This is a genomic window from Bacillus cereus group sp. RP32 (genome assembly GCF_040459735.1).
In the GTDB taxonomy this organism is placed as follows: Bacteria; Bacillota; Bacilli; order Bacillales; family Bacillaceae_G; genus Bacillus_A; species Bacillus_A wiedmannii.
The window spans coordinates 2551343-2572065 of sequence record NZ_JARVHO010000001.1 but is presented as its reverse complement, the minus strand read 5'-3'; the positions used below and the strand labels follow the sequence as shown (position 1 = coordinate 2572065).

Genomic DNA, 20723 nt, shown 5'->3' with positions numbered 1-20723 from the left:
TCCTTTCCAATTGGAAAGGAGCTTTTTCATTACGCTTTTGATGTTTCACTCTTTTTATTCGTTTGTTTTTTCTCAATTACCATACGCTCATTTCCCATAAAGAAAATAAATATGAATGCTAGACCTGCTGGTACTAATGCCCACATAAATGTTTGAACAATGGAGCTAGAAAGAGCGTCAATAATTTTATCTAATATGTGCGGCGGGATTTGAGATCTTGCCGATTCTGATAGAATAGCTCTTGAATCTCCTAAAGCGTTTGTATTCATTCCTTCGCTCATACCTTTAAAAGCTTCTTCTAATGAATCTTGGAAACCTGTTCTTTGAATCATTCCGAAGATTGTAATACCAAGTGTCATTCCTAATGAACGAATGAAATTACTCGTTGAAGTTGCAGATCCGCGCTGTTCCATACCGAAGTTGTGAATAGCTGCCATACTTAGTACAGAGAATGAGAAACCTACTCCAAATCCAATAATAATCATATAAACCGTTAATAATATACGACTTGTTTCTGGCGTTAATGTGCTTAATAAGAATAGTCCAATTAGCATAATAACAGCAGAAATAATCATAATGTTTCGGTAGCTAAGCTTCGTCGTTAAAAATCCACCTAATTGAGCTGTTACGACTGATCCTAACATCATCGGTAAAAGTAATAATCCTGAGTTTGTTGCACTACCACCGTATACACCTTGAATGAATAACGGTATGTATACAGTTGCTGACATGAACGCAGCACCGTAACATAATGCAATAATGGTACTCATTCCGAATAAACGTTGTTTAAACATTTCAAATGAAATGATCGGTTCTTCTACTTTACGTTCAATAAAAATAAATGCAATAATTAAAATAGCGAATCCGCCAAATAAACTTAAAATAAAGTTAGAATCCCAATCATACTTTTGTCCGCCAAGCTCTAAGGCAAACATTAAAGAAACTACTGCACCAACTAAAGTAATTGCGCCAAACCAATCAATTTTTTGCTTTCTATGAACTCGTGATTCTTTATAAAAGAATGTAATAAAAATAAGTGCTAAAACGCCAAGCGGTAAGTTAATGTAAAATACCCAGTGCCAGCTTATGTAATCTGTTATATACGCACCAAGCAGCGGACCAAAAATACTTGATAAACCAAATACTGCTCCGAATAATCCACCCATTTTCCCGCGCTTTTCAGGAGGGAAAATATCAAAAACGATAGTAAACGCGATCGGCACTAATGCCCCGCCGCCAATACCTTGAATGGCACGATAAATACCTAACTGTGTAATATTTTCAGCAGTACCACAAAGTGCCGAACCAATCATAAAGACGATTAAACCGAAAATAAAGAATCTCTTTCTACCATACATATCTGATAGTTTTCCGAATATCGGCATACCTGCCATTTCTGCGACCATATAGGCAGAAACGACCCATACAAAGTTTTCAAGACCTCCTAAGTCACCAACAATCGTTCCCATCGCTGTTACGACAATGGTATTGTCCATTGATGCCATTAAAATACCTAGCAATAAGCCCGCCACAACAAAGCCGAGCTTATTATTCTTCTCAACCATAACCTTGCTCTCCCTCGTACTACTTATATTTGTTTATGTTCTTTTACGACTGCATTACCTTTTTGGTTAAAACTAGTATGATATTCTACAACACTAATTTCACATCCTGGACCAATGGTAACGTTGTTTCCTCTTACAACTTCAGCAATCGTATGCTCTAAATAAATTTCATCTCCTTCAATGATAGACGTTTGGAGGCTTCCAGCATGACTTGTAAATGGAATAAATCTCGCTTTTTTACGAACGGTAATCTTTTTACCGCCGATTTCTCTCACTTTGCTGCCTTCATAACGAAGTGAAATTTCAATATTTTCAGCATTAAGTAATCCATCACTTTCAAGGCCACCAGTTAGTGATAGTTCTTCAACTTCAATATCTCCTTTCACATTTAAAGCGCCTTTCACATCTACGAAATCACCAGTAAACTTCCCTTTAACTTCTATCATACCTCTTACTTTCGTTTTTTCAATATGGGCATCACTATTCATTTGTGTATTTCCGTATACTTTTACATATTCCGCATCTACATTTCCTTGTACTTCACTATCTCCATACACGACATAATTTTTCACTTTCATATTACCGCGCACTTCACTCGTGCCGTACGTTTTAAATTCATTACAGCTCATATCATTAGAAATCGTTCCTTCACCGCGAATCTTCACTTTGTTATAATCCCCGCCTGCTGAACTACCAGAACCATTAACAGTAAGACTATTTTGATCTTCCATATTACTTTCTCCCTTCCATTAAATCTGCTTCATTTCTTTTACATTTGCGCTTTTATCAACAGTAAGAACACCCGTATATTCGATCAGTTCAATCTCACAGTTAGCTCCTACTGTAACATTGTTTCCTCTTACCGTTTTTATGTGAGCATAATCAATATCGATATTGTCACCTTCTAATAGTTCAGCCTCTAATTGCATACCAAATACTGATTTAAACAGTCTACTAAAAGTACTTAGTCTATGTTTTACTTTAATCGTTTGACCACCAATTTCTTTTGCTCGACATGTACCGTGAATATTAATATTTATTTCATCGGCGCTTAATAATCCACCAATTGTAAATTGTCCTTCTGAAGAAAAAGTATCCACTTCACAATTCCCATCAACCGTTGCTTGACCGTTGATTTTAAATTCTTCACCAGTTACATTTCCACCTACTGTACCTTTTCCTGCAATTTTTAAACTGTTCGCCTTCACATCTTGCGTAATTGTTGCTTTTCCATCAATTCGCATCGTTTCCGCAATAACTGTACCATCAACTTTACCTGATCCACTAATTCTTGCATTGCTACTTTTCAAATTTCCAGTAACAGCACCATATCCGTTACATTCAAATTGGTCACATTCAATATTTCCATTAACAGTCCCTTTTCCATTTAATTGCACTTTATGAAACTCGCCGCCATTCGATGAACCGTAACCATTTATAATCAAATTATCTGTACGCATACTTTCTCCTCCACTACAACAGTTTCGTTTTTAATGCTTCGGTATATTTCATAATCGCTTCGCGTAAAACAATTTTGGTACCTTTTTCAAAAATTAAATCGTCCACGTTTGAAACTAAGAAACATGTAGAAATCCCTAACTTTCGGACGATGATTAAGTCACAAGTTTTATGCTTAATTGCTTCATAATTTTCACGTAAAACTTGCAAGACCATTTTTCCTTCTTCTAAACTAATCTCTCCCGATTGTAGTAACTCTTCTAACATATACACATAAAGAATATCTACAAATTGAAACTCTGTTGTTTTATTCGTTTGTTCTATGAAGAATTGTAAAACTGGCTCTGTTGCAATTCCTTTACGTAAGACGTCTTCTTTTGTTAAAAGAATTTCTCTAACACTCGGTGAAAACATATTTGCTAGTTCATCAAGTGATAAATCTTCTTTCATCGTTTGGATTTTATCAATACGCTCTAATATCTTTTCTTTCGGAAAAAATGTCTCTTGACCCGTGAATGTTGACTTTCGTACAAACCAATCTTCCGGTATTAAATTTTTTCTTTTCCACCTATATAACTGTCCGTATGAAATACCAGTTAGTTCTAATAAATCTTTTTTTGAAATTAAATCTGTACTCAACTGTATAACACTCCTTCCTGATAACAATGTAACATAACACTGTTACGCTGTAAATAGGCTTTTATCGTAAGTAGCGTAACAATGTGTAAAACAAACCTGTTTCACACACGAAAAAAAGGCTCTTACACATCATGTAAAATGCGTAAAAACCCTTATTTATCAACATGTAAACCATATTTCATAAAAATCAATCCACCCTTGTGAATTAATCATTATATTTTGTACTTTTTCGTGAGAAGTTACTTGTTGTTTGTTACGATATAAAGGAATAATATGAATGTGACGCAACAAAGTGTCCTCAATATCGCGTAACAATGTAACTCTATTCTCTAAATCTTCTTCTTTAAAATAAGGGGAGAACTTTTTATGAAAGTCCATGCTGCTTTGCCCATGAATAAAACTATTTTTTGTAAGAAACATATATAGCAGACTATCTTCTATTCGTTCGCTAATTGTTGCACTATCATGCATCATATCAGCCTTTTGTATCGTACTGATTTCCAATAACTCTTCAACTTCAAGAAAATTATTTTCTACACGAATCCCATACTTCGTACACTCTTTCTGAATCCATTGTGCATCTTCTACATGATCTTGTCCTGTAAATGTGTAGAGTTGTAGCACTTCATGATGATACATACTCCTTTTCACTAAACATTCTATCTCTTCCTTAATCTCTACTTTTCTTTCATTTGCTAATATTAGTTTCTTTGCCACTTCTCCACGTTCTCCGCCGAGTTCTTGAACAATCCTATCGCCATGAATGATTTTATGTAGTGCCTTTCGAAACAGCTCATCTTGCATTGGTCCTTCTTTTACAAGATTGCACGTTACATATGTCACGTTCGATTCAAGCCGAGACAACTCTTTATTAGGCTTTTCTTTATCTTTATATTGCGCCTTTACTAACACGTCATACGTATTTACATTTTTCTCTACATTCATTAATTCAATTCGGTCAAGAAAAGGTCTTTCACGATAATATAAATCATGCACTTCTAATACAAATAATTGTGCATTTTTCTCGCGTAATATAAAAGGTCCTGTACCAATAAAGTTTCCTGCTTCATCTTCATTTACGATAGAACACTGTTCTGCACTTAGCATATGTAAAAACATCCTATTTTCCGTATGTAATTGAATTTCAACAACAAATTCATCCACTGCACGGACATTTTCAACATGTTGCAACATCCATGCGTGTGGGTTGTTTTCCGCTTTCATAAATCGATTCAATGAATGTATAACATCATGTGCGGTAAGTTGTTTTCTATTATGAAGATGAACGCCTTTTCTTAAATAAAATGTCCAAACCTTTTCGGCGTCATTATATTGCCAGTGAAAAGCAAGTCTTGGCTCTATACAATTTGTTTCCTCATTCACATATACGAGTGTATCAAAAATATGTTTAACCATATGACATTCTGAGCGCATCGTAGCGTAGACCGGATCTAAAGCGATGTCTAGATTCATTTGTACTTGCAACCGAAGGACATCTTTTCTTCCTTCAGGTGTCCTTTCTATTTTATGACCAAATATGGAATCTACCCAAGCTTCATACTCTTTCTTTACTAATGGAAATTGTGAGCTGTAGCGTTCCACAAATGAGGTTCCACTTTTCACATCCCCTTTTTTCGTTAGTTCTTTTCCTCTGTCTAAAATCAATGTCATCGGTTGCTTTTGAAATATTAATTTAGAGCGATTCCCTCTCCCCCGCCCTGGAAACCAAGCAATCCAATTTAACTCTTCTAATTTTTTTATTATTAATTTACTATTACGCTCCGTACAAAATAATGTTTCTGCTATCATTTGTACGGTAACTTCTAATTGTTCTCCTTCTTGTCTACCTTTACCATAGGCACACCATAGTTCAATATATTGATTTAAAATAAACATCATAATCCCCCTAAAAGGTGAAAAATAACCCCTTTTGTTTCTACCCTTTTTCCAATTCTCCTTTCATCTTATCATTTCAATATAGAAAGGAGGAATTAATATTGAACAATCTCATACTACGTTATAATAAACCCATTATTATTAGACTGTGCGGCGAATTATTAACCCGAACAACTGAATCTATGTTAGCTCTCATTATGATTATTTACGTTAATAAAATGTTAAACGGTAATATAATAATAACTATGCTCATTTTCGGACTACAACCTCTCTCAGACATTGTATTTACACTTATTGCTGGAGGAGTGACTGATAAATATGGGCGAAAGAAAATTATGTTACTCGGCTTATTGCTACAAGGCGTTGCAATCGGCAGCTTCGTCTTTGCTCAATCTGTTTTTATATTTGCTTTGCTTTACGTCATAAATGGGGTTGGCCGTTCCTTATATATTCCCGCTCAACGTGCACAAATTGCTGATTTAACAAAACAAAAACAACAAGCAGAAATTTTTGCTCTTTTGCATACGATGGCTGCAATTGGTTCCGTAATCGGTCCAATAATTGGTGCTATCTTTTATCATACTCACCCTGAATATTTATTTATAATGCAAAGCATTACACTTATGATATATGCAGTAGTTGTATGGACTCTGCTTCCAGAAACCGCTCCAGTATTTACAAAGCCAAAGCAAAAGGTTGAAGTATCATCTTCAAAACAATTTGTAAGCAAGCATTACGCCGTTTTAGGACTTATGATTACTACACTCCCTATTAGCTTTTTTTATGCTCAAACTGAGACAAATTATCGCATTTTCGCTAAAGATATATTTCCAGATTTCGTATTCATGCTCGCTTTTATTTCAACATGCAAGGCTACAATGGAAATCTTCCTACAAGTTTTCCTTGTGAAATGGTCTGAACGATTTTCTATGGCGAAAATTATTCTTATTTCTTACACCTGCTATACAATAGCTGCAATTGGCTACGGGATTTCAGCAACAATCACGTCACTATTCTTCACATTACTCTTTTTAGTCATTGGGGAAAGTATCGCCTTAAACCATTTACTTCGATTCGTTTCAGAAATCGCTCCTACAGATAAGCGTGGATTGTATTTTTCAATTTACGGGTTACATTGGGATATATCTCGTACGTGCGGTCCTGTTATTGGTGCGGTTTTATTAAGTAAACTTAACGGTAGTATACTATTTTATATTTGTACTTGTTTCTTAATAGCTGGAGGCATTATGCAAGCGCTGTTTGTTCAAAGTGTAGAACGTAATAAAATAAATAAAGACGTTTCGGAGCATACCCCTCATATTTTATAAGCTGCTTTCCTTTTCCTTTTAACAGTAAAAAGAAGGATGTCACAAAGTTTTAAGACTTTGTGACATCCTTCTTCATCACCCTGCCATTTTATTAATACTATCTTCTGGTGAAAATACCGAAATATGATTTACCTTACCAGTTGATTTTGGAATAATGAATTTCAACTCAAACTGATTGTTTACTTTATATACGTATATTTTATCTTCCCCATTTACTTTAACTAAAGCTGGTTTTCCTAATGCTTTCTCTATTTCTTGTAATGTAATTGATTTTAGCTCTGCATGATAGGAGCGTACATCAAAAACTTGTGATCCTTTATTAAAACCGAAGGAAACATTTTCATTTGTAAAGGTAGCGTACATTCCGTTACCTGCTTGTTCCGTTTTATCTGCTTTTCCCCACGCTTTTTCTATTTCTTCAATATCTCCTGTATGAGCTGCGAACGGAACATTAGGTACTTTTCCTTCTTTCGCTAGTTCAAACAAATCTTTAATGTGGTTAATTGATTTTTGATTTATTACTGTATCTTTCGTGCTTGAATCTGTCTTTGGTTTTGCTGATCCTTCATTATTTGATTTTGCTTCAGGCTCTTTCTTTTCTTCAGAAGAATTATTTTGTTCGTTTTTACTATTTTCAGAGGTTGGGTTTGTTTCCTTTTTTTCGTCTGTCCCTTTACATGCTACTAATGCAAATATGCATGTAAAAGCGAGAAATAACATAGCTATCTTTACATACACTTTCATACATTTCAGCCCCCTATTATAATCTTATTCCTTTCGATAACCAATCCATGACACCACTTTTCAAATTGTGTTTGTTCCAAAAAATAAATACTTCACTCTCTCCCAATGCTTGTACAACATATTCTACAAAAGCTGTTCCTAAAAAATAACCGAGTCGGTTGTATCCAAAATACTGTCCTCCCGATAACCGGAACCACTCTTTCTCTTTTTCGAACGTCCATCCTTCTATATAATCTTCCAAAAAACGATTCTTTATTTGTTTTTCATTTTCTATATAGCATTGTAACCAACGTTCACCATCATTGTTATATGAGTAGTACACTGATTCATTTACGCCTTTTATAATTTGCTTTGATAAATATGTTGCAACACCTTCACGATACAAAGTAACTGCCGCGTCAGTCCACTCAGCTTTCGTCCAATCCATTCCATCATTGTGTAACATAACATTATGATATATATGTCCTATTTCGTGAGCGACAATAACACGAAGGTGATTTACATCTGGAGATAATTTTTCTGCCGCAAAAAATATGTCCCCAATAATTTCCCTTTCTACAAATGCATTAGAGCCAAACCCTCCAACAAATAGATGAAAATTCATATTTACATCAAAGTTATATTTATAATGATATTCATTCGTTATCTCTTGAATAATAGTCGGTAATGTTTCTGCAATGATACGAATTTCTTCTATTTTTGCGGGATATCGTTTAATGGCATTAGAAACTCGTTCTCTCGTATGTGGACAATGATACTTAAAGTATTCTTCAAATATCTCTGGATGCGAAGTAAAGTATTGGTTGAGGACTGCTAATTCTACATCGTTACTTTCCCATAATTTTAAAAAACTTGGAATTGTATTATTTATCATTTTTTCCATCTCCTTATATATCCCTTCTCGCCATTTACACTGCAATCCTTCCTGAAACGTAGAAAAAACAACAAAGAAAGATGAGTCTTCTTTGTTGCTTTTTCTGTTTAATCAAACCATTTATCACCATCAGAAATCCATTTACCATAATGCAAACCATAACATTCATCATAATAATAAAAAAAGCTGTCCAAAAAGGACAGCTTTACATATGTATTTTTACACTTCGATTGACTTACCATCTTCAACAATATGATAAAGTAAGTGAGCTAAATGATGAATTGGGCCATACTCTTCCTCTTCCTCATCTGTTTCACCGTGGAATTCAAGATCATTTAAGTATAGTGCTAAAAATTGATAGTATAGTTTTAAATCAAATCCGTAGCACGCAGTTGGCTCTTCATGATCCCCTTCGTATTGTAACATTAAGTATTGATCATTACCTTCTGCATCTTCTGCGTCAAAGAATACGAAGAATCCAACGTTTGTATCTAAATCAAATAGATGACGAGTGCCTTTTTCTGTTGCTTTATTGAAGTCCTCTTCACTTAATTTATGTACTGTTGTCGCTTTAGCATTATCTTCTTGATGGAAATTTACTGTAAATGTTTTCAATGCTGACACCTCCTGATTGTATAATACTAGCATAACATATAAAAAGGACTGCTTACAAATGTAAACAGTCCTTACATTCATTTTCGCATTGCTCGTAATAAGAAGCTTACGATGAAAATTAAAACGATCGCACCGATTAAAGCTGGAATAATTGCATATCCGCCAATGACTGGACCAAAACTACCAAGTAATTTCGAACCAATCCAAGAACCGATAATACCAGCAATAATATTACCAATTACACCACCAGGTACGTCCTTTCCAGTAATTAAGCTCGCAAGCCATCCTAATATACCACCGACGATTAAAGACCAAATCATATGATAACCTCCTTTATATTTTACCAATCAAAATATAATTAGAAACAATTGCTTACCATTAGTTATGTTACATTTTTCAATAGTTATTCATACAGATCAACTACTAGATTATTTCAAAATAATGAACGGCCAGTTTTTCGACTCGAGGTTGATGTTATTCGTAATACACATATTAAGGACAGTCAGGCTTTAATATTGTCCGCATAAACTCTTCTTTAAATGCAGGATAGTTAAAACCAACTGCAATTTTTTGAATTGGTCTATTATCAAATGTTGTTGGCTCGGCTATTTTTCTAAAATCTGCCACACTTTGTCCTCTAGTTACGTCATTTGTCGTACTGATCCAAACTGCTGACTTTTTATATTCAAAAATATCATCATTAATAAAGGAAATGAACGGAAGTAAATCATGAATCGGACTTCCAGCAATACCCGGGTATTCTTTTTTATAAAAGTTCTCATAATAAAAATCAATCATCGGTTTAATAAGTTTCGCCTGTCCTGTTCCTTCTTTATTAATAATATCCACCATTTCAGGAGTAATGAGGGCTTCTTGCGTTACATTTAACGGAAAAATAGTCGCATTCTTTGCATATTTCATTACAATATTTGCGGCAATTGGATCTCCATAAAAATTTGCTTCTGATACAGGAGTAACGTTACCAGGAAATAAAAACGCACCGCCCATAATATAATAAGAACATATCTTATCCATTACATTTGGATATAATAAAAATAACGTCGCCAAAGTTGTTAATCGTCCTGTCGCTACGATAATAATATCTTCTGGACAAGGTTCAATTAATTTAATTAATTCACAAAAATTTTCCCGTTTACAAATCCTCATATCAGGTGGAATAATTGGGCCCAAACCATGATCCCCATGAATTTCGGGGAAGAACAATGGTTCTTCAGCTGTCATTGGTCTAGCTGCACCCTCAATGATTTTCACTTCTGTAGCATAGTATCTTTCTAAAAAATACACATTTTCTGTTACGATTTCTCGCGATACATTCCCATATTCAGCAACAATACCTATAATATCTAATTTACATGTTTTATTTGCATAAATTAACGCCACAGCATCGTCAATACCAAAGTCTCCAAAAAAGATGATTTTCTTATTAACTATCCTCACCCCTCTTCAGCATAATCTACTACTATTATTATGTGAAAAAGACAAGGCTGTGAAACAGTGCAAACTAAAAAAGCCGCCTATTTATTGGCGACTTCAATCTTTTTATAAGATAAATATGCTAGTACATTTTTACTTGAATCGTATTTTGGATTATTTCCTTTTCTCGGTTCTCTCATATGTGTTTTTTCAAATCCAGGAATGTCCGGCATTTTCTCCATAAATTCAAGCATTTCTTCTTCAGTTCCTTCAATACGTACGCGAATCATTATTATATTTCCTCAATTCTCAATTTCTCTGTACTAAGTATAACGTACTTTGAAAAGACTGCAAGAAATTTATCTTTTTAATGTCGCGCTTTTTTTGCATACAAACAATGCCATTTCAGTATAAAACGAATTTATTTTATTATTTTCAATTTGAATATTAAAGAATTCTTGCATTTCAACTGGTGTTTTCATCATACACTCTGTTAATTTCATACGTTTCTGCAAAGGTACATTCATCATATCGCACCACCAGTCAAATTCAAATTTCTTGTCAAAAGTAAGACATGACTGCATTTGCAAACCGTTTTTTTCTAACAAGGTAATCCATTCTGTTTTTTTCAGCGCTCGTTCATGACTCGGATCTCGCTTTTTTTCTATAAAATTATAAAATGTATCGTATTCATTATTTTCCGGTGAAACATTATCTATTAAAATAAACAATCCATTATGTTCTAACGTACGATTTACTTCATATATAAACTGAGGTGGATTCGTAAAATGATGTGCTGCAATTCGGCACGTAATTGTATCAAAAAAAACATCAGCAAACGGTAAACTTTCAGCGTTTCCAGCAACAAAAGATACATTTTCATGTCCATTACTGATAATAAAATTTTTCGCATTCTCTAACATTTTTTCTGTTAAGTCTAAGGCAACTACTTCTTTAAACAATGGAGCTAATATATTCGCAACATGTCCACCGCCAGTAGCAATATCAAGAAGACGATTATTATGACGAGACTCAACTTGTTGAACTACATATTGTAAGTCTGGTCCATTAGCATGAATTTTACTTTTCACATATTTTTCCGCATTATTACCAAACTGTTGTTTTACAAGCTCTTCTTTACTCATTTTATCATCTGCTTTCTATTGTTATTTACATATAGGATTCATATAATAATTAAAGTTCTCTTTATGTATTTTCAAATCCTCTTTTCAGCTTTCTTCTTATCATGCTGTCCTATCATCAATATAATATTAATTTTACGTTTTATTACTAAACAAAAAAGGCTACGGGAACTTGTCCCCTAACCTGACTAAATATTTATTACATTTTTACTTTTTCATATACATCTATATAATATAAATCCTCTTTCAACTTCATAATAACGTCTACTTCGTTATAAGTAGCCTCACGAGCATGTAAACCAAATTGATCCATACCAATCCATATCCATCCAGGTGTATGCTGTAGAACATCTATGTTAAAATAATCTAATTTAATAAGCTCCGATTTTATAAATTTATCTTTATTAGCGATTTGTTTATCCATTAAGCCGTATTCTTTTCCATTTTCAAGTAGCGATATAATTTTCCCTAAAATCGGATGTTCACGTATAATAAAATGATATTCCCTTTCGTCTACATTCGCCATAATTAAACGAGAATTAGATAAATCTAATCCCAAACTCGGCATATTTATTTTAATTACCTCCTATATTGGTTTCATCTCCATCCTAACAAACAAATATTTTTATATCGTTTCTTTTTCCTCATTATTTCTAGAAACTAAATTTCCAACAGCATCTGCCGTTACTTCAACTACAAATTCACAAATACCTGCTACAACTTCTCCAATTACTTCATCCATCTTTTTTCCCCCTTATTTTATATAACTTATTTGTAGTATAGAAGAGATTGGTTATTTTTAACTATCGGAAAACGTGACAACAACATTACAGTTTTGTAATCTTTTGTAATTTGTTTAGTTTCTATCCTTTGAAACTCCAAGTATGATTCACAAGCATATAGGCCATCATAATATTAATTAAGTTCCAATTATGCTAGAGGAGGCGTGTAAAATATACTACGTAAAATTAATTAAAGGTCAATCATTCTATGCTTTTGATCATCGTTTCTTAATGTCTGAAGAAGAAAAGGTTTCCGAGAAAGTTTATAATTACTTACGTCGTAATGAATTTTTCGAAGTACGTAAAGAAGAATATTCGGCCTGATGTATTAAAAGCATCAAGAAAAATATCATTTAATAGTGATATTTTCTTGATGCTTTTATTTTATTTATCCTTAATTTCACTGAATATGTAATCATTGATTTTATACATTTCGACTTACTTGTTTCATCTATTAACACATCAAATTTTTAACAAATCAAAAAGATTGAAATCCACTCATGAAACACGTAATATAGACTCTGACTCTAAAAAAGTTCGTTATAAATTATACATAAAATAAGGAGGTTTTATATACGATTTTTTCATTTTAAAAGACGGAGAGGTTTTACATTATGTGGCGTAATAAAAATGTTTGGATTGTGTTAATTGGGGAGTTTATTGCTGGTCTAGGGCTATGGCTTGGTATTCTTGGCAACCTTGAATTTATGCAAAAGTATGTCCCTTCTGATTTTATGAAATCAGTTATATTATTTATCGGACTATTAGCTGGTGTACTAGTTGGTCCTATGGCTGGTCGTATTATCGATCAGTATGAAAAGAAAAAAGTTCTTCTTTATGCTGGGTTCGGTCGCGTTATTAGTGTTATTTTTATGTTTTTCGCTATCCAATTTGAAAGTATTGCCTTCATGATTGCATTTATGGTTGCTCTTCAAATTTCTGCAGCATTTTACTTCCCTGCATTACAATCTGTAATTCCACTCATCGTACATGAGCATGAGTTATTACAGATGAACGGTGTACATATGAATGTAGGTACAATCGCTCGTATTGCAGGTACTTCACTAGGTGGAATTCTTTTAGTTGTAATGAGTTTACAGTATATGTATGCCTTCTCAATGGCAGCATACGCTTTATTATTCCTCTCAACTTTCTTCCTACAATTCGAAGATAAGAAATCAACAACACCAAGTAAACAAGCTGCGAAAGATAATAGCTTTATGGAAGTATTTCGTATTTTAAAAGGAATTCCTATTGCTTTTACAGCACTTATATTAAGTATTATCCCTCTATTATTTATAGCCGGATTTAATTTAATGGTAATCAACATTAGTGAAATGCAACATGATCCAACGATTAAAGGCTTTATATATACCATTGAAGGCGTCGCATTTATGTTAGGGGCCTTCGTTATTAAACGTTTATCTGACCATTTCAAACCTGAAAAATTATTATATTTCTTCGCTGTTTGTACCGCTTTTGCACACCTTTCCTTGTTCTTTAGCGATATAAAATGGATGTCTCTTACATCATTTGGTTTATTTGGTTTTAGTGTTGGTTGCTTCTTCCCTATTATGTCGACAATTTTCCAAACGAAAGTGGAAAAAAGCTATCATGGTCGTCTCTTCTCATTCCGTAATATGTTTGAGAGAGTTATGTTCCAAATTGTCTTACTCGGCACAGGCTTCTTCTTAGATACGATTGGATTGCAATATATGGTTCTCATTTTCGGTGTGATTTCATTATTAATTATTTTCATTTCATTATCTAAACAGAAACAATATGAAAAACAACCTTCGCAATCTGCGAATTTATAGCATAAATAAAGACGCATGGACCATATTAGATTAATCCATGCGTCTTTGTTATATAAAGCCTTATTTATTACGCTTATTATAATTATTTAAAGGAGTACCCTCTTTCACTTTCGAATACAGTATACTAACATGATATATACAGGAGGTGCGAAATTGTCTGATGGTATGCAGTTATTTAGTATCTTTATTTTTGTATTAGCTCTGTTTAGCATCATAGACTTTTTAGCAATTTCCTTATCTAGTAACCTTAAAAGAAGAATTATGGCAGGTTTCATTTTTTTACTACTAACTCCTATTGTTTTTTTTGCTACCGTAGCATTCGCTTCTATATTTGATAAAGCTGGATTTGGCGCAGGTGGGCTAGCCTTCATTGTTGCAATTATATATATTTTAAATGGGATAGTAATCCTATTTTCCTCTTTATTTTTCCTCAAAAGAGACATAACATAGGCTACTGTACTCGGCATGGATCTGACTTTACACTAGATTCATGCTTTTTCAATTCCACCTAAATTTTTATATGAAATTAAATAATTCTTTATAAAAATTTAAACTTTATTTATTACAATATTCGTATCGTATTCGCACGTTTATTAAAAATGAAAAGAAAGGAGTACAAAATGAAAAAGGTTCTATTAATTATTCCAATATTCATCGTTCTACTTAGCGGATGTAGCAATAATGATATATACGGTTCTTGGGAAGTCGTTGACAACAAAAATGGTCTTTGCCCTGCATCTTATAAATTTGAAACAGTTGTAAAAGAAGAAAAGAAAGAAAAAATTGTTCAATATTTAGTGGAGATGCAAACATCAAAGGAAAAAGAAGATTTATACAAAGGCTCATTTGTAAAGAATTCTAATGTATATCACATTGATTATGGTAACTCATTTACATCGGATCAAACTTTAAAAGTTGTCGATGGCAAATTAAATGTATACTTTTATGCAGTGGAAAAGTTATGTACATATAAAAAGAAATGATTACACTTCATATAAGACGCAGAAAATATTTTCTGCGTTTTTTATGTTTCTCCTTATTATCCTCCCTCTAAATTTGTCAATCGTTTTAATTTTCATAAAAAAATGATAAAATATAAACATGTGTTTTCAGAATAATTAAAAACGCAGAAAGAAAACACTGTTTTTAGGAGGGGTTTTGATGACTTACACGTTAGCAACTAGAATGAAAGCATTCCAATCTTCTATATTTAGTGAATTAGGGGCTTATAAAAAAGAAAAAATTGCAGCAGGTCACAAAATGATTGATTTAAGTATCGGGAATCCTGATATGCCGCCTGCTGACTTCGTAAGAGAAGAAATGGTACATACAGCAAGTGAAAAAGAAAGCTATGGATACACATTAAGTGGTATTCAAGAATTTCACCAAGCTGTAACTGAATATTACAACAACACTCATAACGTTAAATTAAATGCCGATAAAGAAGTTTTATTATTAATGGGTTCACAAGACGGACTCGTTCATTTACCTATGGTTTATGCAAATCCGGGAGATATTATATTAGTTCCGGATCCAGGATATACAGCTTATGAAACTGGAATTCAAATGGCTGGTGCAACATCTTACTACATGCCATTAAAGAAAGAAAATGATTTCTTACCTAACTTAGAGCTAATTCCTGAAGAAATTGCCGATCAAGCGAAGATGATGATTTTAAACTTCCCAGGGAATCCGGTTCCAGCAATGGCTCATGCAGATTTCTTTAAAGAGGTAATTGCATTCGCGAAAAAGCATAACATTATTGTTGTCCATGATTTTGCTTATGCTGAATTTTATTTTGATGGCAATAAACCAATTAGCTTCCTCTCTGTACCTGGTGCTAAAGAAGTTGGAGTAGAAATCAACTCTTTATCAAAAAGTTATAGTTTAGCAGGTAGCCGTATTGGATATATGATTGGAAACGAAGAAATTGTTCGTGCACTTACTCAATTTAAATCAAATACAGATTATGGTGTGTTTTTACCAATTCAAAAAGCGGCATCAGCGGCACTAAGAAATGGCGCTGCGTTTTGTGAGAAAAATCGCGGTATTTATCAAGAACGTAGAGATACTTTAGTTGATGGATTCCGAACATTTGGTTGGAATGTTGATAAACCAGCTGGTAGTATGTTCGTCTGGGCCGAAATTCCGAAAGGCTGGACTTCGATAAATTTCGCTTATGCATTAATGGATCGTGCGAATGTCGTTGTTACACCAGGTCATGCATTTGGACCTCATGGAGAAGGCTTTGTACGTATTGCACTTGTTCAAGATAAAGAAGTGTTACAACAAGTTGTTGAAAACATTAGAAATAGCGGTATTTTTTCTCTTGAAAAAGTAAATGAATTAGTTAAAAATTAATGATAACTCCCCTGCTTAACTGTAGCAGGGGTATTATTTATTGGAGGTACTTTCATATGCATATTCAAGACACTCTTCCTCATCGTTATCCTTTTTTAATGATTGATAAAGTAACAAATGTAAAACATGGTGAATCCGTTACGGGATATAAACTGATTTCAAATAATGAGTGGTTTATAAATGATAATCAAAAACATATGCCTCATATGTTAATTGTAGAAGCACTTGCTCAACTTAGTGCATTTGTAAATACAAGTGACTCTGAAGGTCTAGGCTTCCTCTCTTCGTTGGATAGGGTTGAATTCCACGGAAACGCATATCCCGGTGATAAACTTGATTTACATTATAAGCTTACTCGCAATCGTCGAGGTTTTATTCTCGGTAAAGGTACTGCAACTATTAACGATCAGCCGATTGTAACTATAGAAAAGCTATTAATATATCAAGCAGAATAGAGACGATGTAATTCGTCAGGATATCTCCCTCCTACAAATTCGTCTCACCAACATGAACAGAGTAAACAAATTACTTGGTTAGGAGCAGGAAAATGGAAAGTACTATCGGTATCGATGCTGGTGGAACATTAACGAAAATTGCTTATTTGAACGAACAAAAGCAATTAGCTTTTGAAAAATTTTATTCAAATGAACAAGATAAAATAATAGATTGGCTTAAGAAAAGCACTCGTATAAAACAAATATGTATAACAGGTGGTAAAGCAAAACAATTACAGCAACTACTTTCAGACTCATATAATATAGTAGAACTAAACGAATTTGAAGCTACTCTTGTAGGTGTCCGATACATATTAAAAGAAGAGCAATATGATATAAACAACTTTATTTTAACAAATATAGGTACAGGTACTTCCATTCATTACGTTTATAATGACAAATATATTCGAGCTGGTGGAACGGGTGTTGGCGGTGGTACTATTATGGGGCTTTCAAAATTGTTAACAAATATAGATCATTTTGAAGATGTGATTCCTTTAACCAAATTAGGTTCTAGAAAAGAACTAGATATTACGGTCGGTGATATTTATGGTGGCATTCTCTCTCCTATTGATAATAGCTTAACTGCAAGCAATTTTGGTAAAGCTACCAAAACAGATTCAAATTTTAGTAGTGCTGATATACTAGCAACTGTGCAAGGACTTGTCGGTGAAGTCGTTACTGCATTAAGCCTTCAATTCGCCGAAACAAAAAACATTGACCATATTATTTATATTGGTTCCACTCTATGTAATAACGTACACCTTCAAAATATTATTAGTAACTACACAAAATATCAAAATAAAACACCAATCTTTTTACGAGATGGTGGTAATAGCGGTGCGATTGGTGCTTTACTTCATGTTACGAATAAAAAAAGCTGACTTTTGTCAGCTTTTTTGCAACGGTACTTCAAATTCAATAATTGATTCCCCGTTCTCTCCAATTCGCTCTACACTAATTCTATCAATTACACATTGTAACTTTTCAGGGAAACTATGCATATCCTTAGCTGCTTCAGTAGCTAACTCAGTACGTTCTTTTCTCCCGACTGTTACATGCGGTATATACGGAATATCTTCTTTCAAAAATTGTAATAAGGCTCCTCTATATAGCAAGTCATGTAGTTTTTCTATTTGTTTTTGCCCCTTTTCAACTCGTAAAAATAAATATTCCCCTTCACCCGTAATTTGATTCGCAAATTCAATTTCTATCTCTTGTATCCCTTTTGATAATTTTAAAATATGTAATTTCAGCTCATCATTTGAAATCGAGCTTTCAAATGGGAATACAACTGTAATATGCGGTGGGATTAAACCAAATAAAGGATTATGTTTTTTCCTAATGTCCTCTATTTCATTAATAGACATGTCGTTTAGAAAAAGTAAAATTGTACGCATTTTTATATCCCCTACTTTCTCTTTTTATATTCATCATATTGTATGGTAGCTTGCACTTCAACAAATGATTTCAATTACATATAAAAAGAAAAAACTTCTCAAAAGAAAAATTTTTTCTTATAAAGCATGATTATTATTTTCCCGCCAAACTTTCCTAAACTTTATATAACAAGCAATTCTCCAAGGAATAATATACGAAACAGCAACAACATAAAATAATAAACCAATTGTTTGTTGATCTAAGTCAACAATATATTGTCTTGAACCATATCTTAAAAAGACAAGTGCAATAAAAGTAATTAAAAAAGCTGCACTTTTTTTCGTATAAATATTCCCATCATCTCTTCGTTCATAATTTGTTAAAACTATAAGTGGTACGGCGAGAAGAATTCCAATCGATACTGCTATAACTACTTGTACTATAGCTGGATGTACGGGACCAAAAAACCATAAAACACCCGGTGTTAAAAATAATAATGGCCACAAAATACGTAGCCCGGTTCCCTTTATAGGTTTATACATAGATCGATAACGACGCCAAAAGATTAGTAGTGCAATGCATAAAAAAACTGTAATGAGTGAAGATGTGTCTCCCATTTGCTATCCTTCTCTCTATAGTAATCTAATAATATTTTAAATCGATTTTTCGAATGATACTTTACGAATAAATACACTACTAGTTATGATATAAAGAACAGTTAATCCAATTGAAATAACAGTAAAATATGGAATATCTACTAAAGATCCATCACTCGTAAATAATAAACCGGTTACCCCTGCTTCCCCATAAAGCACACTATTCGTTGATAAGAAAAGGGATCCACCAATCATAAGACCGATCCATTGAAATCGTTGTTTAAAAACTACTACCACTTGGAAGAAACATGCTGTTGTAACATAAAATAAAAATTGCAAAATAAATTGTTGTACCGATTGCTGCCCAAAATTAACATTTACTAAGTTATATTTTAAATCTTGTAAAAGTATAACTTGAAGAAATGAAAATAATGCAGATTGAAGTACAATGTAACAAATTGCTCCGATGAAATATTGTATTCTCGTTACACCGAATGAAACTGCTAAACGAAATAGCTCATCTTGTATGATGAAAACACTCCCTACTATAAATAACATAATTGCTATTGAAGGGTTATTTATAATTTCAGGTAAATAACCAATGTTCGCTCCATTTAAATGAGCAGCATTTAAAGCCCCTTTTATTAATAAAGCTACAATCCAAAATATTATAATTGCTTTATAATGAAAATTTATATGTAACTTCAATTGCTTCATTAACATCGTCATTTCACTTCACCACCAGTTATGTGAATAAATAGTTTTTGTAATGTAATTCTATCAATTACTAAACCTTCTTTTTCAAGAGAGTAATAATCTTCATTAGTAAACTCTTCCCATATAACAGCAATCCCCTTATTTCCACAAACTTCTCGATTTATTACTTTTTTATTAATCGAAAATTCATCTACTTTATCTTTTTTCCCTGAAATAATATGAGCTTGTTGCAATAAATCTTCCACCGATGATTGAACAACTAATCTTCCTTCTTTTATGATAATTACATCTTCAATAACATGGGTTACTTCTTCTACCAAATGTGTTGATAGTATAATTGTTCGTGGATATTCACCGTAATCTTCAAGCAGTAAACTATAAAATAACTCCCGATGTGCTGCGTCTAAACCTGTAGTCGGTTCATCAAAAATAGTAATTGCTGCTCGACTTGCTAGACCTTGAATAATGCCTACAACTGTTTGCATGCCATGAGATAGTTTATGATATTTCTCTTTCATATTAAGCTGAAATTTACCCGCAAGTTCTTCAGCATACTTTTGATCCCAGTTTTTATAAAACATGCTACACATCTTAAAAATTTCTTTTACTTTATAGCTTAAATGCGCTTCTTCTTTCACTCTAACAAAACAAATATTTTGCATCGCTTTACTATTTTCAAAAACATTTTCACCAAATATTGATACACTTCCACTACTTGAAGTAATTTGACCTGCAAGTAAATTTAATAGTGTCGTTTTTCCTGCTCCGTTTCTACCGAGCAAACCATATATTTTATGCTCTTCCAAAGAAATCGTCACTTCATTTACTGCTATTTTCTTTTTATATTTTTTCGTTACGTCTTTTGTTTCAAGTGCAATCAT

25 protein-coding genes are annotated in these 20723 nt (G+C 33.2%); 8 read left to right on the top strand and 17 right to left on the bottom strand.

Annotated elements, in window-relative coordinates; genetic code table 11:
* Positions 1–29: 29 nt before the first annotated feature.
* From QCI46_RS13270 to QCI46_RS13250, 5 genes are all read right to left on the bottom strand, one after another.
* Positions 30–1565 carry an MDR family MFS transporter gene (locus QCI46_RS13270; RefSeq protein ID WP_353840489.1) on the bottom strand — a complete coding sequence of 512 codons (1536 nt, stop codon included), beginning with the start codon at positions 1563–1565 and terminating at the stop codon, positions 30–32.
* Positions 1566–1588: 23 nt separating this feature from the next.
* Positions 1589–2296, bottom strand: coding sequence for a cytoplasmic protein (locus QCI46_RS13265; protein ID WP_353840488.1), 708 nt, complete (start codon positions 2294–2296; stop codon positions 1589–1591).
* Between the two features lie 18 nt (positions 2297–2314).
* Entirely contained in the window at positions 2315–3025 is a 711-nt protein-coding gene (locus QCI46_RS13260; RefSeq protein WP_172553299.1) for a bactofilin family protein, read from the bottom strand.
* Between the two features lie 13 nt (positions 3026–3038).
* Positions 3039–3662 (bottom strand): YhbD family protein, encoded by a 624-nt coding sequence (locus QCI46_RS13255; protein ID WP_327961300.1) that lies wholly within the window; start codon positions 3660–3662, stop codon positions 3039–3041.
* Positions 3663–3821: 159 nt separating this feature from the next.
* The gene (locus tag QCI46_RS13250; RefSeq protein WP_353841870.1) at positions 3822–5558 is read right to left on the bottom strand and encodes an ABC transporter substrate-binding protein; all 1737 of its coding nucleotides are present in this window, start codon (positions 5556–5558) and stop codon (positions 3822–3824) included.
* A gap of 101 nt (positions 5559–5659) precedes the next feature.
* Here QCI46_RS13250 and QCI46_RS13245 point away from each other — a divergent pair, with 101 nt between their 5' ends.
* On the top strand, positions 5660–6886 hold the full coding sequence (locus tag QCI46_RS13245; protein WP_353840487.1) for an MDR family MFS transporter: 1227 nt from the start codon (positions 5660–5662) through the stop codon (positions 6884–6886).
* 75 nt (positions 6887–6961) lie between these two features.
* Here QCI46_RS13245 and QCI46_RS13240 read toward each other — a convergent pair whose 3' ends face one another.
* The 8 genes from QCI46_RS13240 to QCI46_RS13205 all read right to left on the bottom strand — a co-directional run bounded on the left by QCI46_RS13240 (position 6962) and on the right by QCI46_RS13205 (position 12263).
* The gene (locus QCI46_RS13240; RefSeq protein WP_353840486.1) at positions 6962–7630 is read right to left on the bottom strand and encodes a YjgB family protein; all 669 of its coding nucleotides are present in this window, start codon (positions 7628–7630) and stop codon (positions 6962–6964) included.
* Between the two features lie 16 nt (positions 7631–7646).
* Positions 7647–8504: a gluzincin family metallopeptidase gene (locus tag QCI46_RS13235; protein ID WP_060487115.1), complete on the bottom strand. Its 858-nt coding sequence runs from the start codon at positions 8502–8504 to the stop codon at positions 7647–7649.
* A gap of 219 nt (positions 8505–8723) precedes the next feature.
* Positions 8724–9119: a hypothetical protein gene (locus QCI46_RS13230; RefSeq protein WP_000847586.1), complete on the bottom strand. Its 396-nt coding sequence runs from the start codon at positions 9117–9119 to the stop codon at positions 8724–8726.
* Positions 9120–9196: 77 nt separating this feature from the next.
* Positions 9197–9439, bottom strand: a complete 243-nt coding sequence (locus QCI46_RS13225; protein ID WP_000638305.1) for a GlsB/YeaQ/YmgE family stress response membrane protein — start codon at positions 9437–9439, stop codon at positions 9197–9199.
* Between the two features lie 172 nt (positions 9440–9611).
* Entirely contained in the window at positions 9612–10577 is a 966-nt protein-coding gene (locus QCI46_RS13220; RefSeq protein ID WP_353840485.1) for a nucleoside hydrolase, read from the bottom strand.
* A gap of 77 nt (positions 10578–10654) precedes the next feature.
* Positions 10655–10843, bottom strand: coding sequence for a DUF3970 family protein (locus QCI46_RS13215; RefSeq protein ID WP_000621879.1), 189 nt, complete (start codon positions 10841–10843; stop codon positions 10655–10657).
* A gap of 69 nt (positions 10844–10912) precedes the next feature.
* Positions 10913–11698 carry a class I SAM-dependent methyltransferase gene (locus tag QCI46_RS13210; RefSeq protein WP_353840484.1) on the bottom strand — a complete coding sequence of 262 codons (786 nt, stop codon included), beginning with the start codon at positions 11696–11698 and terminating at the stop codon, positions 10913–10915.
* 196 nt (positions 11699–11894) lie between these two features.
* Entirely contained in the window at positions 11895–12263 is a 369-nt protein-coding gene (locus tag QCI46_RS13205) for a hypothetical protein (RefSeq protein WP_060487118.1), read from the bottom strand.
* 385 nt (positions 12264–12648) lie between these two features.
* On the opposite strand from QCI46_RS13205, the gene QCI46_RS13200 reads away from it, so the two are divergent.
* From QCI46_RS13200 to coaW, 7 genes are all read left to right on the top strand, one after another.
* The gene (locus QCI46_RS13200; protein ID WP_071723536.1) at positions 12649–12801 is read left to right on the top strand and encodes a YqbF domain-containing protein; all 153 of its coding nucleotides are present in this window, start codon (positions 12649–12651) and stop codon (positions 12799–12801) included.
* A 290-nt stretch (positions 12802–13091) separates the two neighbouring features.
* On the top strand, positions 13092–14294 hold the full coding sequence (locus tag QCI46_RS13195; RefSeq protein WP_353840483.1) for an MFS transporter: 1203 nt from the start codon (positions 13092–13094) through the stop codon (positions 14292–14294).
* A 153-nt stretch (positions 14295–14447) separates the two neighbouring features.
* Positions 14448–14744: a hypothetical protein gene (locus QCI46_RS13190; RefSeq protein ID WP_353840482.1), complete on the top strand. Its 297-nt coding sequence runs from the start codon at positions 14448–14450 to the stop codon at positions 14742–14744.
* Positions 14745–14914: 170 nt separating this feature from the next.
* Entirely contained in the window at positions 14915–15277 is a 363-nt protein-coding gene (locus QCI46_RS13185) for a hypothetical protein (RefSeq protein WP_061673347.1), read from the top strand.
* Positions 15278–15455: 178 nt separating this feature from the next.
* Positions 15456–16655: an LL-diaminopimelate aminotransferase gene (locus QCI46_RS13180; RefSeq protein ID WP_353840481.1), complete on the top strand. Its 1200-nt coding sequence runs from the start codon at positions 15456–15458 to the stop codon at positions 16653–16655.
* A 56-nt stretch (positions 16656–16711) separates the two neighbouring features.
* Positions 16712–17110: a 3-hydroxyacyl-ACP dehydratase FabZ family protein gene (locus tag QCI46_RS13175; RefSeq protein ID WP_353840480.1), complete on the top strand. Its 399-nt coding sequence runs from the start codon at positions 16712–16714 to the stop codon at positions 17108–17110.
* A gap of 92 nt (positions 17111–17202) precedes the next feature.
* Positions 17203–18033, top strand: a complete 831-nt coding sequence (gene coaW, locus QCI46_RS13170) for a type II pantothenate kinase (RefSeq protein WP_353840479.1) — start codon at positions 17203–17205, stop codon at positions 18031–18033.
* A 6-nt stretch (positions 18034–18039) separates the two neighbouring features.
* On the opposite strand, the gene QCI46_RS13165 is transcribed toward coaW, so the two are convergent.
* The 4 genes from QCI46_RS13165 to QCI46_RS13150 all read right to left on the bottom strand — a co-directional run bounded on the left by QCI46_RS13165 (position 18040) and on the right by QCI46_RS13150 (position 20723).
* On the bottom strand, positions 18040–18549 hold the full coding sequence (locus tag QCI46_RS13165) for a 2'-5' RNA ligase family protein (RefSeq protein WP_353840478.1): 510 nt from the start codon (positions 18547–18549) through the stop codon (positions 18040–18042).
* A 117-nt stretch (positions 18550–18666) separates the two neighbouring features.
* Positions 18667–19146 (bottom strand): CcdC family protein, encoded by a 480-nt coding sequence (locus QCI46_RS13160; RefSeq protein WP_353840477.1) that lies wholly within the window; start codon positions 19144–19146, stop codon positions 18667–18669.
* A gap of 36 nt (positions 19147–19182) precedes the next feature.
* Entirely contained in the window at positions 19183–19854 is a 672-nt protein-coding gene (locus QCI46_RS13155) for a DUF4052 family protein (protein ID WP_353840476.1), read from the bottom strand.
* On the bottom strand, positions 19851–20723 hold the full coding sequence (locus QCI46_RS13150; RefSeq protein WP_353840475.1) for an ABC transporter ATP-binding protein: 873 nt from the start codon (positions 20721–20723) through the stop codon (positions 19851–19853). The genes QCI46_RS13155 and QCI46_RS13150 overlap by 4 nt, the downstream gene beginning before the upstream one ends.